This is a genomic window from Vibrio ichthyoenteri ATCC 700023 (genome assembly GCF_000222605.1).
GTDB classification, from domain to species: Bacteria; Pseudomonadota; Gammaproteobacteria; order Enterobacterales; family Vibrionaceae; genus Vibrio; species Vibrio ichthyoenteri.
Map to the genome: position 1 here is coordinate 1 of NZ_AFWF01000323.1, position 15,942 is coordinate 15,942.

General features: G+C 43.3%; 15 protein-coding genes and 1 pseudogene. 12 read left to right on the top strand and 4 right to left on the bottom strand.

All coding sequences use genetic code 11. The features are described from left to right. Both RH85_RS22880 and mscS read left to right on the top strand, forming a co-directional pair. Nucleotides 1-157: pseudogene (locus RH85_RS22880) on the top strand (class II fructose-bisphosphate aldolase); the annotation flags it as partial. A gap of 319 nt (nt 158-476) precedes the next feature. After that, nucleotides 477-1,343, top strand: a complete 867-nt coding sequence (mscS, locus tag RH85_RS21765) for a small-conductance mechanosensitive channel MscS (protein ID WP_006714883.1) — start codon at nt 477-479, stop codon at nt 1,341-1,343. Nucleotides 1,344-1,422: 79 nt separating this feature from the next. Here mscS and RH85_RS21770 read toward each other — a convergent pair whose 3' ends face one another. Further along, nucleotides 1,423-2,052: a LysE/ArgO family amino acid transporter gene (locus RH85_RS21770; protein WP_006714884.1), complete on the bottom strand. Its 630-nt coding sequence runs from the start codon at nt 2,050-2,052 to the stop codon at nt 1,423-1,425. Nucleotides 2,053-2,186: 134 nt separating this feature from the next. Between RH85_RS21770 and RH85_RS21775 the strand changes: the two genes are divergently transcribed. Together RH85_RS21775 and RH85_RS21780 are read left to right on the top strand one after the other, a co-directional pair. Then, the gene (locus tag RH85_RS21775; RefSeq protein ID WP_006714885.1) at nt 2,187-3,083 is read left to right on the top strand and encodes a LysR family transcriptional regulator ArgP; all 897 of its coding nucleotides are present in this window, start codon (nt 2,187-2,189) and stop codon (nt 3,081-3,083) included. Nucleotides 3,084-3,192: 109 nt separating this feature from the next. Continuing rightward, nucleotides 3,193-3,888, top strand: coding sequence for an oxidative stress defense protein (locus RH85_RS21780; RefSeq protein WP_006714886.1), 696 nt, complete (start codon nt 3,193-3,195; stop codon nt 3,886-3,888). A 144-nt stretch (nt 3,889-4,032) separates the two neighbouring features. Here RH85_RS21780 and pykF read toward each other — a convergent pair whose 3' ends face one another. Next, nucleotides 4,033-5,445, bottom strand: coding sequence for a pyruvate kinase PykF (gene pykF, locus RH85_RS21785; protein ID WP_005596851.1), 1,413 nt, complete (start codon nt 5,443-5,445; stop codon nt 4,033-4,035). Between the two features lie 467 nt (nt 5,446-5,912). On the opposite strand from pykF, the gene RH85_RS21790 reads away from it, so the two are divergent. Next, the gene (locus RH85_RS21790; RefSeq protein WP_006714887.1) at nt 5,913-6,674 is read left to right on the top strand and encodes a DeoR/GlpR family DNA-binding transcription regulator; all 762 of its coding nucleotides are present in this window, start codon (nt 5,913-5,915) and stop codon (nt 6,672-6,674) included. A gap of 57 nt (nt 6,675-6,731) precedes the next feature. After that, nucleotides 6,732-8,564, top strand: a complete 1,833-nt coding sequence (glmS, locus tag RH85_RS21795) for a glutamine--fructose-6-phosphate transaminase (isomerizing) (RefSeq protein ID WP_006714888.1) — start codon at nt 6,732-6,734, stop codon at nt 8,562-8,564. 67 nt (nt 8,565-8,631) lie between these two features. Here the strand turns inward: glmS and RH85_RS21800 are convergent, their stop codons facing one another. Next, nucleotides 8,632-9,348, bottom strand: coding sequence for an autoinducer binding domain-containing protein (locus tag RH85_RS21800; RefSeq protein WP_241210457.1), 717 nt, complete (start codon nt 9,346-9,348; stop codon nt 8,632-8,634). Nucleotides 9,349-9,546: 198 nt separating this feature from the next. On the opposite strand from RH85_RS21800, the gene RH85_RS21805 reads away from it, so the two are divergent. From RH85_RS21805 to RH85_RS21830, 6 genes are all read left to right on the top strand, one after another. Further along, entirely contained in the window at nt 9,547-9,939 is a 393-nt protein-coding gene (locus RH85_RS21805; RefSeq protein ID WP_006714890.1) for a DUF4902 domain-containing protein, read from the top strand. A gap of 84 nt (nt 9,940-10,023) precedes the next feature. Continuing rightward, nucleotides 10,024-10,587, top strand: a complete 564-nt coding sequence (locus tag RH85_RS21810) for an acyl-homoserine-lactone synthase (protein ID WP_006714891.1) — start codon at nt 10,024-10,026, stop codon at nt 10,585-10,587. Between the two features lie 51 nt (nt 10,588-10,638). Further along, entirely contained in the window at nt 10,639-11,028 is a 390-nt protein-coding gene (locus RH85_RS21815; RefSeq protein ID WP_006714892.1) for a hypothetical protein, read from the top strand. Between the two features lie 480 nt (nt 11,029-11,508). Continuing rightward, a complete protein-coding gene (locus RH85_RS21820) occupies nt 11,509-13,461 on the top strand; it encodes a PTS mannitol transporter subunit IICBA (RefSeq protein ID WP_006714893.1) in 1,953 nt (650 codons plus the stop codon). Between the two features lie 90 nt (nt 13,462-13,551). Further along, complete coding sequence (locus tag RH85_RS21825) at nt 13,552-14,700, top strand: mannitol-1-phosphate 5-dehydrogenase (protein WP_006714894.1); 1,149 nt, start codon at nt 13,552-13,554, stop codon at nt 14,698-14,700. Nucleotides 14,701-14,743: 43 nt separating this feature from the next. Beyond that, complete coding sequence (locus RH85_RS21830; protein ID WP_006714895.1) at nt 14,744-15,274, top strand: MltR family transcriptional regulator; 531 nt, start codon at nt 14,744-14,746, stop codon at nt 15,272-15,274. A 105-nt stretch (nt 15,275-15,379) separates the two neighbouring features. Here RH85_RS21830 and dctP read toward each other — a convergent pair. Continuing rightward, the coding region (gene dctP / locus RH85_RS21835) for a TRAP transporter substrate-binding protein DctP (RefSeq protein WP_006714896.1) at nt 15,380-15,942 on the bottom strand (563 nt) is incomplete at its 5' end.

The following is a 15,942-nucleotide window of genomic DNA, read 5'->3' on the forward strand; positions in this document are numbered from 1 at the left end:
TGATTACCTTCAAGGTCAAATCGGCAACCCAACTGGCGAATCTGCACCAAACAAAAAGTACTACGATCCACGCGTATGGCTACGTGCTGGTCAAGCATCAATGGTTACTCGTCTAGAGAAAGCATTCGCTGACCTAAACGCAATCGACGTACTATAATTCTGAATCAGAATTAGTATTTTGAAAGCCCGCTCAATGAGCGGGCTTTTTTACGTCATCAAACTAAGACATAGTCTTGTTTGGATAAAAAAATGTGGCGAAATGTAAAAGGAATGCGTAGGCTTTAACGGGTCTCAACTGGCGGATTTTGATAACCCTTTGTTTTGATTATCTTTGCACAATCTTTACTTTGCTAAAGTCATAAACTGGGCTATCTTGCCGGCAAACTGGCGTTCGTTCAGTAAATCGATAGGGATATTGTCGTTATTTTATAAAGTAGCATGACTAATTAGTCACATGTATTTGAGAGGAAATTAATATGGCAGGTGAGTCTATGGATGTTCAAACTCCATTGGTTGACAGTCTAGCAAAAGCAGAAACTTGGCTAAACAGTAACTCGGATCTTCTGGTTCAATACGGCGTGAATATCATTTCAGCGGTACTGATTCTATTTATTGGTAATATTGTCGCGAAGATGGTGGCGAATAGCGTCGCGAAGATGCTTGAAAAAAAGAAAATGGATAAAGCGGTTATTGAATTTATCCATGGTATCGTTCGCTACACATTATTTGTGATTGTTCTTATCGCAGCACTAAGCCGTATTGGCGTGCAAACAGCGTCAGTGGTTGCTGTGATTGGTGCAGCTGGCTTAGCGATTGGTCTTGCACTGCAAGGCTCACTATCTAACTTCGCAGCAGGCGTATTGATTGTTGGTTTCCGTCCATTTAAATCAGGCGACTATGTTGAAGTAGGTGGCGTTGCTGGTAGTGTTGAAGCAATTCAAATCTTCCAAACTGTGCTAAAAACACCAGACAACAAAATGGTTGTGGTGCCGAACGCAGGCGTTATCGGTAGCCCAATTACCAACTACTCTCGCCATGATACTCGTCGTGTTGACCTAACGATTGGTGTTTCTTACAGTTCAGATCTTAAACTGACTAAGAAAGTGATCCAAGAAGCATTAGAAAAAGATGAGCGTATTCTGAAAGATCACGACATCACCATTGGTGTGGTTGCGCTGGCTGATTCTTCAGTAAACTTTGTTGTTCGCCCTTGGTGTAAAACAGCAGATTACTGGGATGTATACTTTGATTCAAACCAAGCAATCAAAGAGGCGTTAGATGCGAACGGCATCGAGATTCCATTTCCGCAAATGGACGTACACCTCAACAAAGTGGAAGCGTAATTACTTTTAGTAATTTTAGTTTCAAAAAAAGCGAAGCCTTGGCTTCGCTTTTTTCGTTTATTGTTCATCACTAAGCGATTTACCAGTACTGAATGATAAGTTGCTTGGTCAGTAGTGAGGCGATAAAGAACATCATCATAGCGACTAGAATATCAATGCCTTTCTTCACTTTTGGTTTTGACAATGTTGGCCCTAATTTGGCAGCACCGAGTGAAAGTGAATAGAACCAGACAAAAGAAGCCATGATGGTCCCGATGGCGAATGAAAGACGATCTTGCCCTTCAAATTGACCACCAATCGAGCCCAAAATTACCACCGTATCTAAATAGAGATGTGGGTTTAATACCGTGACGGCGAGTGCGCCAAGAATGACGGTGCGGCGACCACGAGCAAGAACCTGCGCTGCGTGCTCTTGTTTGGCTGGATCACGAAAAGCACTCTTTAGCGACAAGCAGCCATAAATGGTCAGAAATGCGATACCACCGAGCGTGACGCCAGTGAGTAGCAGTTCATTTTGCGAGATTAATGCGCCACCACCAAAAATACCCAAAGAGATAAAAACTGCATCGAGAATGCTGCAGGTAATTGCCGTAGTGAGGTGATGTTGGCGTTTTATACCTTGATTGAGAACGTAGGCATTCTGTGCGCCGATCGGAATGATCATCGTTGCACCTAATCCAAATCCTTGCAGTAATACCCATAAATTCACAATCTTCTCTCCGGTTATTTGATATCGATGCGAGGAAGATAAGCGGTGAATGAAAATAAGTATATTTAATGATTTTAATTCAGTATAAGTTTTACTTATATTTGATCGTGACAAGTAACCAACAAGGTAAATATATGCGTGGATTGGATTACAAATGGGTAGAAGCACTTGAGGCGATAGTGCAACTAGGCAGTTTTGAACGAGCAGCGGAGTCACTTTATGTCTCCCAATCCGCAGTTTCTCAGCGCATTAAGCAACTTGAAAAATTCCTCGCACAACCGGCATTGATCCGAGAGATACCACCAAGACCCACTCCAATCGGTAAGAAGCTACTGGGGCTATATGGTCGCGTCCGTCTACTTGAAAGCGAGTTTATCCCTGAGTTAATGAATGATGCGAGTAGCAAGCCCTTAGAGGTCTCGTTGGCGACCAATGCTGATAGTCTTGCGACTTGGTTGCTGCCAAGCTTAAGCAGTATCCTGAAGCAAAAGCGTATTGCCTTGAACCTGATTGTGGATGATGAAGGCCGTACACTGGATAAACTGCGCAGTGGCGAAGTGGCGGGAGCCATTAGCCTTGAGTCACAATCTATTCCCGGTTGTGACGCCGACTACCTTGGACGAGTGGATTATCTGTGTGTCGCGAGCCCTCAGTTTTGTCAGCAATATTTTGCTCAAGGGGTGAATCGCGACACGTTACAAAATGCGCCGACCTTAGCGTTTGACCATCATGATGATATGAATGATCGTTTTATCCATCAGCACTTTAATTTGCCAAAAGGAAGTGTGCTTAAGCATACGGTGCGTAGCTCAGAAGCGTTCGTCAAACTTGCGCTTAGTGGAGTCGCATATTGCTTAATTCCCAAGCTGCAAATTGAGGATGAGTTGGCCTGCGGCAGCTTGATTAATATCACGCCTGATTTTATCCTGTCACATCGAATTTACTGGCATCACTGGCAGCTTGAAACTGGGGTGTTAAAGCTACTTTCCCAAGCGATTCTTGAGCATGCCCATGAGATATTACCGAGCTAAATACGGGTAAGAGTCGGTTAAATTACTGTCAGTTTGCATGAGCTTAGCTGTTCAATGATGAGATTTAACTTATGATGTATTGTTCAACGACACTCATAAGGTGATAGGCATGAAAAAGGTAGCGTTAGTAATGGCGGCCTTAGCGGCTAGCGTAAGTTTTGCTGTATCAGCGAACGGATTGGATTTTCCTCATCTCTCAACCACTGGTTATGGTGAAGTGGTGGCTAAGCCGGATATGGCTGAATTTTCGGTGAAAGTGGTTGAAACCACCATGACCGCTGAGCAAGCAAAGCAAAGCGTTGATAAATCAGTAGCGGCTTTTCTTGAGAAGTTACAGCAACAAGGTGTGAAAGCAGAGAGTATTACTAGTACTAATTTATATCTCGCTCCGCAGTACCATTATCCTAAAAAAGGCCAACCTGAGTTAGTTGGCTATCGTGCGAGTCGCTCTATTACCGTTAGTGTGGATGATCTGACACACTTAAATAGCTATCTTGATATCGCACTTAGCTCGGGCATCAATCAAGTCGATAACATCACGCTGAAAGTCAAAGATGAAGCGAAGTATCATCAGCAAGCACGATTAGCGGCCATTAAAGACGCACAAAGCAAAGCGAGTTCGTTGGCTCAAGGCTTTGATCGCGATTTAGGTTCAGTATGGGAAATTAACTATAACTCGCACAATACTCAACCAGTGTTGATGCGTGCAATGAGTATGGATATGAAAGCCGAATCGAATGGTTATCAGGATTCCACCTTAGTGATTCGAGATCGTGTTGATGTTATTTATCGTTTAGAGAAATAATGAATCATCATAGACAATAGAGAGTTGGCATTGTGCCAGCTCTTTTTTTTAACTTATTTTCCGCAAAATACGTTAACAACGAAATAGCAGCAATAAAAAAGAGGGCCGAAGCCCTCTTTAATCAGTCGTACTGTAAACGTCGAATTATAGAACGTGTACAGAAGCTGTGTTAGTTGTGCCTGAAGCGACTAGTGCGCCAGAAACCATAACTACGATGTCGCCTTTCTTACCTAGGCCAGATTGTAGTGCGATTTCTTTACCGTTCACGTAGAACTCATCAGTGCTGCTGATTGAATCAACAACAACAGGGCGAACACCTTTAGTAAGAACTAGCTGTGCAGCAGTCTTAGTGTTAGTTGTTAGCGCAAGGATGTTTGCAGTTGGGAAGTATTTACGTACTGAACGAGCAGATTTACCGCCTTCAGTTGCAACAACGATTAGAGGAGCTGCTAGTTTCTCAGCTGTGTCTACCGCACCTTTACATACTGCTTCAGTGATACGTAGACGTGGGCTGTCTAGACGAGAACCTAGTTCTGCTTTAAGAGCACCATCAGTACGGTTCGCGATTTGAGCCATGATAGTTACAGCTTCAACAGGGTACTTACCTTTAGCCGTTTCGCCAGAAAGCATTACTGCGTCAGTACCGTCCATGATTGCGTTCGCAACGTCACCCGCTTCTGCGCGAGTTGGACGTGGGTTGTTGATCATAGAATCAAGCATTTGAGTTGCAGTGATAACAACTTTACGTGCGCGGTTACATTTCTCGATCATCATCTTCTGAGCGAAGATTACTTCTTCAGCTGGGATTTCAACACCTAGGTCGCCACGAGCTACCATGATGCCGTCAGAAAGCTCAAGGATTTCGTCGAAGTTATCAACGCCTTCTTGGTTTTCAATTTTAGAGATGATGTGGATGTTCTCGCCACCGTTAGCGGTTAGAACTTCACGGATTTCTTGAACGTCTGATGCTTTACGGATGAAAGAAGCAGCAACGAAATCAACGCCTTGCTCACAACCAAATTTAAGGTCGTTCTTATCTTTTTCAGATAGAGCTGGAAGTTGAACAGAAACGCCAGGAAGGTTAACACCTTTGTTTTCGCCTAGTGCGCCGTTGTTAAGAACTTTACACTTAACTTCAGTTTCAGTTGTAGAGATAACTTCCATCTCGATTAGACCGTCGTCTACTAGGATAGTGTTACCAGCAGATAGGTCAGTTGCGAAACCAAGGTAAGTTACCGCTACGATATCTTTGTTACCAACAACAGTTGCGTCAGTAGTGAAAGTGAATTCTTGACCCGCTACTAGATCAACGTCGTTGCCGCCTTCTAGTTTGATAGTGCGGATTTCTGGACCTTTAGTGTCTAGAAGGATAGATAGTTGCTTGCCAGTTACTTCCATTACTTTACGGAAGTTCACGATACGAGCTTCATGCTCCGCGAAGTTACCGTGAGAGAAGTTAAGACGCATTACATTCATGCCTGCGTTTACAAGTTCAGTTAGCTTCTCTACAGATTCAGTTTTAGGGCCAATCGTACATACGATTTTGGTCTTTTTCATGGAAGATACTCTCCGGTAAATAAGATAGTTACAATTTAATTTCGGTTATTGCATGAATGTTGAAGGGTAAAATCAACACTCGGCTTGTCTGGAGCAGTGGCTGAACAAGTTGCATTTTGTGCCTGCAAGCTATCAGTGTAGTACGCTTTTTGTCTGCTTCAGTTCTGAAAGTCTTTCGTTATTTTTAGTCATTTTATGACGATTTTTTCACCGTTTTCTGGCTATTTTTTGTGACTAAGGCCACTTTAGCTGCTTAACGTTGCAAAAAAATAACGTTCTTTTCTGTAATTTATTTTCTTTTCGGGTGCGAATTCTACCACCGAATGACTTCAATATCACTGCTTAAGAGTTGTCTTAGGACAAGGTTTTATCGCTAAATAATAATTTTTTGGATCGAAATAAATGGACGATTAAGTTTCGACTTGACTATAATAAGTTTCAAATCGAAACTTAAGCATGAAAAATAAATGTCGAAACGAAATACGCAACTCAGAAGACATGCCATTTCTAACTTGGTAAAAGAAAAAGGTGAAGTGAGCGTTGAACAACTATCGCAAAAGTTTGAAACCTCAGAAGTCACCATTAGAAAGGATTTAGCCTCATTAGAAAAAAATGGTCAATTATTACGCCGCTATGGTGGTGCAATTTCATTGCCTTCAGAAGTTATGAACGATGAAATTGGCGAAAAAGTTTCGATTCGTAAGGTTGAGCTGGCTATAGCCGCTGCAAAAGTGATTCGTGACCATAACCGAATTGTGATCGATAGCGGCAGCACGACAGCAGCCTTGATCCAGCAACTTAACGATAAGCGCGGCTTAGTGGTGATGACGAACTCCCTTAATGTTGCTAACGCACTGAATGAATTAGAAAGTGAACCACATTTATTAATGACGGGTGGCACATGGGATGCGCATTCAGAGTCATTTCAAGGCCAAGTTGCTGAAACGGTGTTGCGTTCTTACGATTTTGATCAGTTATTCATTGGTGCGGATGGCGTTGATCTTGACCGTGGCACAACCACCTTTAATGAATTGGTCGGCTTGAGCAAGGTCATGGCGGAGGTTTCTCGCGAAGTGATTGTGATGGTTGAGTCAGAAAAAATCGGTCGCAAGATCCCGAACTTAGAACTGAGCTGGGATGTTATCGACATCCTAGTGACAAATAAGGATCTATCTTTAGACGACAAACAGCTAATTGAATCACACGGTATAAAAGTGATCTTAGCGTAATACTCTTTGGGGCCTTTGCTTGCTGCCCTCAGGAATCAAACATATTTGGAGATAATTATGTGTGGAATCGTTGGTGCAGTGGCACAGCGCGATGTGGCAGAAATTCTAGTCGAAGGGCTGCGACGCTTGGAATATCGTGGCTATGATTCAGCGGGGGTCGCAATTGTAGACTTAGAGTCTAATCTGACTCGAATTCGTCGCTTAGGTAAAGTACAAGAGTTGGCCGATGCGGTGGAGAGCGCTCAGGTGAGTGGTGGTACGGGGATCGCCCACACTCGTTGGGCCACACATGGCGAACCATCAGAAGTGAACGCTCACCCGCATCAGTCTGGTGATATTACGGTTGTGCACAACGGTATCATCGAAAACCATGCAGAATTGCGTGATGTGTTAATCGGTCGTGGTTATATATTTGAATCACAAACCGATACTGAAGTGATTGCTCACTTAGTTGAGTGGGAACGACGCACCTCTGAATCATTAATTGAAGCGTTACAGAAAACGGCCAAGCAGCTACAAGGCGCTTACGGCACCGTAGTGATGGATCGTAAAGAACCTAGCCGTATTGTCGTGGCTCGCTCGGGAAGCCCGATCGTGATTGGTTTTGGTGTGGGTGAAAATTTCCTCGCTTCTGATCAGCTTGCTCTTCTTAATGTCACGCGTCGTTTTATGTACCTTGAAGAAGGCGATGTGGCTGAAGTAACACGTCGTGAGGTGATGGTTTTTGATGCCAGCGGAGAGCGTGTTGAGCGAGAAATTTCGGAGTCTAAAGCGGAGCATGATGCCGGTGACAAAGGTCAGTATCGTCATTTCATGCAAAAAGAAGTTTATGAGCAGCCGACCGCGTTGATCAATACCATGGAAGGGCGAATTACTGGCGCTTCTGTGGTAACAGATGCGATTGGTGTCAATGCCAAAGAAATCTTGAGCAATGTCGAGCACGTACAGATTGTTGCTTGTGGTACTTCGTACAACGCTGGCATGGTGGCTCGCTATTGGTTTGAAGATATTGCCGGTGTGAGTTGTGATGTCGAGATTGCATCAGAGTTTCGTTACCGCAAATTTGTCACGCGTCCAAATAGCTTATTGATCACCTTATCGCAATCCGGTGAAACCGCGGATACGTTAGCGGCGCTGCGCTTGGCGAAAGAAAAAGGTTACATGGCGGCAATGACGATTTGCAACGTTGCTGGTTCATCGTTAGTGCGTGAATCGGATTTTGCTTTTATGACTCGCGCAGGCGTTGAGATTGGAGTGGCATCAACCAAAGCATTCACGACGCAGCTATCTGCGTTGTTAATGCTCGTCACGGCTTTGGCAAAACAGCAAAACCGCATCGATAAAACGCGAGAGAAAGAGATTGTTGAAGCGTTGCATGCTTTGCCAAATCAAATTAACCAAGCGCTGTCGCTAGAAAAAGAGATCGAAGCCTTGGCGGAAGATTTTGCGGATAAACATCATACGCTGTTCTTAGGCCGCGGTGAGTTCTATCCAATTGCAGTCGAAGCGTCACTCAAATTGAAAGAGATTTCATACATTCATGCAGAAGCGTATGCCGCAGGTGAGCTAAAACATGGGCCGTTAGCCTTGATTGATGCGGACATGCCGGTTGTTGTGGTTGCGCCAAGTAATGAGCTGCTTGAAAAGCTGAAATCGAATATCGAAGAAGTTCGTGCCCGTGGTGGTTTACTGTATGTCTTCGCAGATGAAGAGGCCGGCTTTGAGGCGGACGACACCATGAAGATCATCACCATGCCGCATGTTAGTGACATCACCGCGCCCATCTACTACACCATTCCAATGCAGCTACTTTCTTACTATGTGGCATTAATTAAAGGAACGGATGTCGATCAACCGCGTAATCTGGCAAAAGCAGTCACGGTGGAATAATGTAACCGCGCTCAAAATCAATGCCGTGCATGAATGCACGGCATTGCGCTATTTGTTAACTTCTTCGCTAAATTAGGCCATACAACGCAGCTTTAACTACTGTGGCGGTTTTATTAGTGGTGTTGAGCTTTTTAGTTGCATTATTGATATGAAAAGTCACGGTACTTTCGGCTAGTCCGAGAATGATACTGATCTCTTGTACGGTTTTCCCATCTGCGCTCCATTTCAATATTTCCGTTTCTCTTGGCGTCAACTCTCCGACCTGCGTCAGAAGCTTCGGCACTGTCATGAATTTTTGAAACCCTTGATCTGCAATACTGGTTAGCCACAATAGATAGGGTGTTTTACTCATCATTTCGGCATGGCTAATCATTTCCATTTCCCGTGAAAACGACAGTAAAGATGCACTGCCTTCAGGTAAGTGTGTGGGTTTTGACCATCCTCGATAGACCCCGTGTGCTCGTGCTTGTTGCCAAAACTCTAAATTGTCATCGGTGAGACTTTGCCAGTTGATATAATGAACACTCTTTAGTCCCATATTGACGATGGGATCTTGGAGTGCTAATCCTTGCCCTTGATAGATGGCATTCCATTGACTGGAATATGAACTGACCATTTCAATTTTTGGTGATGTGATTGGATGTTTGGTTCTGATCCCATAGGCAAAATTATCAAAGCCCAGTGTTTTAGCTGCCTTAATAAGGGTAAGCGTTAGATCTTCTTGTGATTGGCAGGAAGTCAGTTGCTGAATATATTCTTCAATCAATGTTGTTTTGTAATTCATGACCATTTTCGATTTCTATCCTTATAAACAATACCTCGTTATGGGGCCGCTTATTAAGAATGGTGCTTATGAAAGATCAAAGATAACCTATGGGTTTATTTTCATTCAGTTGTGAGTGTGGCGTATGTCCAGCAGTATATTGAACCATAAATACTATCCTGCACTAATTGTTGGGGAATATTAAGAGGAACGTTCATCTTGATTCTAAAAGTTTTGGATAACTCACTCTCTCGAGTGGAAGACAATATATTGCGACTCGATCGTTCTACATTTGCACGGGTATCCTTCATTTTGCTTGATGCTGGTCTTTATGCGGACCCGAGCCCTGTCGTGAGTGGGAGCGTGGCAAGATTACAAGGTTACGCAGAATGGGTCAGCAATACACAACCTGCGATATCAGTGGGTTTTGACTGGACTTTTCGCTTTGGCGAATTGGACTTTGATGGTGAGCCGTTTGCTAATTTTGTTTTGCAAAGCATGCAAGGTGAAGATTTATCTAACGAGGAAAGTTTCGCTCAGATCAAAGCGTCATTGGAGAGCATCGCCTGGCAAAGTCGTGTGCTGAGTTATTTAGCTCAAGAGTACCAATAGGCGTCAAGCTAGTATTTTTGAGAGCTAGTTTTTAATGTGTATCCCACTACCTTATGCCTAAAGGCAATTAAACTCTGAGGTAGTATGCATTACATTACTGGCACCGCACTTGAGCTTAACGAGGCGACGAAGCTAGCTCTCTATAACTATCGATACGAGGTCTTCATTGACAACTTAAAATGGGATGTCATTGAAGGCTATGGTTCGGATAGCGAAAGGCTTGAAAAAGACCAATTTGATACCGATGAAACACTTTATGTGATCGCGCGCGAAGAAGAGGCTGTTGTCGGCTGTGCGCGATTGTTACCTACCTCTCAACCTTATCTTTTAAAAGATGTTTTCCCTGAATTACTAAATGGTATGCAAGCACCTGAATGTGATGATGTATGGGAACTATCACGCTTTACTAGCTTTGATTGCGATAATAAATGGCAGCAAACGAGTACTCAATTTTCCGCAGAATCAACGGTTGTTTTGCTTAGGAAAACCTTAGAAGTGGCGAAATCTTATGGAGCACGAGCTTTGGTGAGTGTGTCTCCTATCGCGGTGGAAAGGCTGCTTCGGCGTGAAAATTTTTCCTCACGTCGTCTTGGTCCTCCAATTCGTGTTGGTGGCCAACTATTGATCGCTTGTTGGATTGATGTCTAAAGCGATTAAATAGTTCCAAAGGACTATTGGCTAAAGGAAGGGGAGCTTTTGGTGAGTACGACAATAAATACCGTAACCTTAAATCATCAACCGATGGAGAACCATGCCGATTGGAGTGATCTGCTTGAGGGGGAGTGGTATTACGTTATTAATCACAATGGCCACTCTAGTGTGGGTCAATGGCGTACGCGACAAGGATGTTTTTATTCGCAGAGCGGTGACAATATCGACGTAACCAAAGCGAAAGAGATTATCAAAGTAGCGGAGTTGAGATTGAAAAACAGTCGTGAGTTTCCCCTTTGCAGCAACCCATTTATTCAGCGCCGTAATGGTTTTAAAGTACTAATGGAAGTACCTAGGCAGGGCTTCCTTCTGATCAATTGTGAGCTGGCGATGAGTGTTGATTCATCTTTTCCTTTTAATTATACGATGATGCCTTAAAGAGTGGGTGGAATGAGTCAAACGAATATTAAATCCAACATTCAATCAATTAAAAAATGATCAGATAATTACAAATAAACACTTAATGCGACCTATATCACTAACTATGCGGATGTGCAGATTGGATTTTATGTGATACAGATCTGCTTTGATCTTAATTTTGATCATTAAAAAAGCACAAGAGTGATTTGTATCACTATTTTAATTTCAAGTGTCTGGTTGAATTTGTGATATATGGCAATTTAAATTTATTGACAATTTAAATTTTAAATATTTGTTATAAAGTTTCAAGTGATATTGGTGAAGTAGGTCACTATGAAAACATTTGGAATGTCTCTTTGTGTGTGATTAATCACAAAAAACCCGTTGTCAGTTCTAAAATAAATATGTGTGGTAAATTGATTGGGTACTAAGCAATCAGCGGTTTTTGCGAACCGTTACCTATAACAATTTCATTAGAACATCGAACGGGGAATCACAATGATATCACCAGATGCTAAGATCAAGATACAAAATTTTGGTCGCTTCCTATCCAATATGGTTATGCCAAACATTGGGGCGTTTATCGCTTGGGGCTTTATTACTGCACTATTTATTCCAACAGGTTGGTTGCCAAACGAAACATTGGCCTCCATGGTTGGTCCTATGATCACTTATTTGCTGCCACTGTTAATTGGTTATACCGGCGGTAAATTAGTGGGTGGCGAACGTGGCGCGGTTGTTGGCGCAATCACAACGATGGGTGTGATTGTTGGTACTGACATTCCAATGTTTATGGGCGCAATGATGGTCGGGCCTATGGGTGGCTGGGCGATCAAAAAATTTGATAATTATATTGATGGCAAAGTAAAAAGTGGTTTTGAGATGTTAGTGAATAACTTCTCTGCCGGCATTATTGGCATGCTGTGTGCCATTTTGGCTTTCTACTTGATTGGCCCTTTCGTAAAAATCCTCTCTGGTGGCTTAGCTGCTGGTGTTAACTTTCTAGTGACAGCTCATTTACTGCCATTGACGTCAATCTTCGTCGAGCCAGCTAAGATTCTATTTCTCAACAATGCCATCAACCACGGTATCTTTTCTCCACTTGGCATTCAGCAAGCATCGGAAACTGGACAATCTATTTTCTTCCTTATTGAAGCAAACCCTGGTCCTGGTTTAGGCATCTTGTTGGCCTACATGGTGTTTGGTAAAGGAACCGCTCGTCAAACCGCTGGTGGCGCTTCAATTATTCACTTCTTTGGTGGTATTCACGAAATATACTTCCCGTATGTTTTGATGAATCCTCGCCTGATTCTGGCTGCAATCGCCGGTGGCATGACAGGCATCTTTGTGCTGACCATCTTCGATGCTGGTATTGTTTCTCCTGCCTCTCCTGGTTCTATTTTTGCCATTCTATTAATGACGCAAAAAGGCTCAATTGTTGGTGTGCTTGCCTCAATTTTCTCGGCGACAGCGGTCTCTTTTGCTGTAGCAGCACTGCTAATGAAAACTCAAAAATCGACCGAAGAAGATGGCGACGAAACAGCTCTTGATAAAGCCACGAGCCAAATGCGTACGATGAAATCTGATGCTAAAGGGACGCATGCAGTTAATCAAAAAGGTAAAGGCAATATTGATATGGCTAATGTGACGAGCATTATCGTTGCGTGTGATGCCGGTATGGGCTCCAGTGCAATGGGCGCCAGTATGCTGCGTAAAAAAGTTCAAAGTGCAGGCTTAAATATCAAAGTAACTAATCTTGCGATTAACAATTTACCCGAGAGTGCTGATATCGTGATTACTCATAAAGATTTGACGGATCGTGCACGTCAGCATGCTCCCAATGCTAACCATATTTCCCTGACTAATTTCTTGGACAGTGAAATGTACAATCAACTTGTGACTAAGTTGCTCGCAGCGCAAAAACAAACGGCTGCAAACGATGAACAACTGGTCAAAATGTCGGTGCTCGCCGCGAATGATGACCATTTTGAGCCGCAAAGCCCATCGGTGTTCCAGATCCAGCCAGAAAACATTCACCTTGGTTTGCAGGCGAGTGATAAACAACAAGCCATACGTTTTGCGGGCAATAAATTGGTCGAGCTAGGCTATGTTGAGCCTGAATATGTTGATGCTATGTTTGAACGCGAGAAGCTTGTTTCCACCTATTTAGGTGAATCTATTGCCGTACCACACGGCACGATCGAAGCGAAAGACAAAGTAAAGAAAACCGGTATTGTTATTTGCCAATATCCAGCGGGTATCCAATTTACTGATGATGGCGATGACATCGCTAAGTTAGTGATTGGTATTGCGGCTAAAAATGATGAGCATATCCAAGTTATTACCACGATTACCAATGCACTCGATGAGCCTGGAGCTATCGAAAAACTGACCAGTACCACGGATGTGAGTGAAATTCTGAGCATCTTATCTGGTCACAAAGCGGCATAAGTTACCGCTCCTGAAATAAAGGCCAGCGTCTTCCCCCCTATAGGTTGGCCTTTAACTCCTTAGTGTAGGTAAATTTAGTAGGTAAATGATATGAAAAATGCAGTCCATTTTGGTGCCGGAAACATCGGTCGTGGTTTTATTGGTAAAGTTCTCGCAGACTCAAATGTCGCCGTCACATTTGCCGATGTGGATGAACCTTTGGTTGATCAAATCAGCCATAAACAAGAATACCGTGTAAAAGTAGTAGGAGCGCAGTGCTCGATTGATACCGTTGCTCACGTAACTGCGGTTAACTCAGCAAGTGAGGCGGTCATCGATCAAATCGTTACAACAGATTTGGTGACCACAGCAGTAGGGCCTGCGGTATTGGATATTATTGCGAAAACGATCGCGAAAGGGATCACTAAACGTTTTGCCGCAGGTAATGATACGCCGCTAAATATTATAGCGTGTGAAAATATGGTTCGCGGAACCACGCACCTTAAAGGCCAAGTCTATCAATATTTGGATCATTCTATTCATGCAAAAGCGGATCAATTGATTGGATTTGTTGATTCCGCCGTTGATCGTATCGTGCCACCAGCAGAAGCGGCCAATGATGATCCCCTCGAAGTGACCGTAGAAAGTTTTAGTGAGTGGATTGTGGATGAGCAGCAATTTAAAGGAGAAATCCCAGAGATTGGTGGCATGGAGAAAACGGATAATCTAATGGCTTTTGTAGAACGTAAATTATTTACGCTCAATACTGGCCACTGTATTACGGCTTATTTGGCTAACTTAAAAGGTCATCGTACGATCAGAGAGGCAATTGAAGATCCTGACATTCACGCCCAAGTAAAACAAGCAATGCTGGAAAGTGGTGAAGTGCTTATTCTCCGTTATGGCTTTGATCGTGAACTTCACTGTGCTTACATTGAAAAAATACTTTCGCGCTTTGCTAACCCGTATTTGATTGATGAAGTTGATCGCGTAGGCCGTCAGCCACTGAGAAAATTAGGTGCAAATGATAGATTAATTAAGCCTTTACTAGGTACAATTGAGTATGGCGTTGAAAACAAAACACTTTTAAAAGGGATCGCCGCGGCATTGAAATATACCAATCCGAGTGATCCGCAAGCAATTGAGCTGCAAACCTCGCTTAAAGAGCAAGGAGTGAAAAAGACACTCGCACACTACACTGGCTTAAATGAAAACAGTGATGAAGTCGCGATGATTGAATCACTCTATCAGCAACTATAACAACAAAGGGGAGCTTCGCTCCCCGCTATTTTTAGATCAGTTTATGGCAGATATTATCAACGAAACCGAGATTATTGAGCGACTCAACAGCGCTTCTTCCGTACGCGGTTTTTTCGTTGCTGCGGTTGATGTGTTTAACGACTCCATCGATGGCCTTATCCAGCGTATTTTCCGTAAGGACAATTTCGCCGTGCAATCAGTCGTAGGACCTTTATTACAAGATAGTGGGCCGCTAGGAGATTTATCAGTACGGCTTAAATTACTCTATGGCCTGGGTGTTTTACCTGATGATGTGTATCACGATATTGAAAATATCATCATGCTTAAGAATAAACTGAATAGTGACGAATGTGACTATGAGTTTACTGACCCTAAAATTCTGACCCCAATAAAAGCGCTTTCTTTAGTAAAAAAGATGAGCATGGTGCAGTTGGAAGTATCCGTGCCAGATGACGATATCGACATTGAGTTTTATCAACTGCAATTACAGCGTCAGCAGCAGATTATTAAGTCTGGCTTGTCGCTTGCGATCGTCGAAATCTGCAATGAACTTGTCAAAGATAGCCCATTTTAATTGTTATTTGACCAACGAAAGCGGCACATTCTCAGAATGTGCCGCTTTCGTTTCCACGGTAAACCCACCGCATTTTTATTCAGATAAGTTTATGCAGGGAGCGGGTTAAAGATCGCTATTGAGGTAAGCTTTGGTTGAAATATCGGTCCATGGGCGTACTTTACTTAAGTATTGTCGTTGTGATTCGATAATACGTTTCGCGAGTGGATCTTTAGCGGCCAGTTCTCCTAGTAGCGTCTGCTTCTCTTGATTCAGACGGCTTAATACCTCTGGTGGAAACTCGAGAACTTGGATCTCTGGATACTCTTCACTCATGGATGCCCAGCTATTGGCATTGGCATCGATAGCTTGAGTGTACATATCAAACGCGGCGACACGGAAGGCCGTTTCAAGAATTACTTGCAGATCTTTCGGCAGCTTATTCCAAGTGCGTTTATTGACGAGAAATTGTGTTTCTGAGCCCGGCTCTTGCCACGCGGTGTAGTAATAAGGTGCGATCTTATGAAAGCCCATACGCAAATCAAACGCAGGACCGGCCCACTCTAACGCATCGATCGTACCGCGCTCGAGTGAGGTATACAGTTCTCCGGGAGCAATATTGGTCGGTTTTGCGCCTACGCGGGCCATTACTTCACCAGCGAATCCTGGAATGCGCATCTTAAGACCTC

Excerpts from the sequence above, each read along its gene's own strand:
- glmS (WP_006714888.1), top strand. The coding sequence starts at position 6,732 with ATGTGTGGAATCGTTGGTGCAGTGGCACAGCGCGATGTGGCAGAAATT.
- RH85_RS21810 (WP_006714891.1), top strand. The coding sequence starts at position 10,024 with ATGCATTACATTACTGGCACCGCACTTGAGCTTAACGAGGCGACGAAG.
- RH85_RS21780 (WP_006714886.1), top strand. The coding sequence starts at position 3,193 with ATGAAAAAGGTAGCGTTAGTAATGGCGGCCTTAGCGGCTAGCGTAAGT.
- pykF (WP_005596851.1), bottom strand. The coding sequence starts at position 5,445 with ATGAAAAAGACCAAAATCGTATGTACGATTGGCCCTAAAACTGAATCT.
- mscS (WP_006714883.1), top strand. The coding sequence starts at position 477 with ATGGCAGGTGAGTCTATGGATGTTCAAACTCCATTGGTTGACAGTCTA.
- RH85_RS21825 (WP_006714894.1), top strand. The coding sequence starts at position 13,552 with ATGAAAAATGCAGTCCATTTTGGTGCCGGAAACATCGGTCGTGGTTTT.
- RH85_RS21775 (WP_006714885.1), top strand. The coding sequence starts at position 2,187 with ATGCGTGGATTGGATTACAAATGGGTAGAAGCACTTGAGGCGATAGTG.
- RH85_RS21800 (WP_241210457.1), bottom strand. The coding sequence starts at position 9,348 with ATGAATTACAAAACAACATTGATTGAAGAATATATTCAGCAACTGACT.
- RH85_RS21830 (WP_006714895.1), top strand. The coding sequence starts at position 14,744 with ATGGCAGATATTATCAACGAAACCGAGATTATTGAGCGACTCAACAGC.
- RH85_RS21790 (WP_006714887.1), top strand. The coding sequence starts at position 5,913 with ATGTCGAAACGAAATACGCAACTCAGAAGACATGCCATTTCTAACTTG.
- RH85_RS21820 (WP_006714893.1), top strand. The coding sequence starts at position 11,509 with ATGATATCACCAGATGCTAAGATCAAGATACAAAATTTTGGTCGCTTC.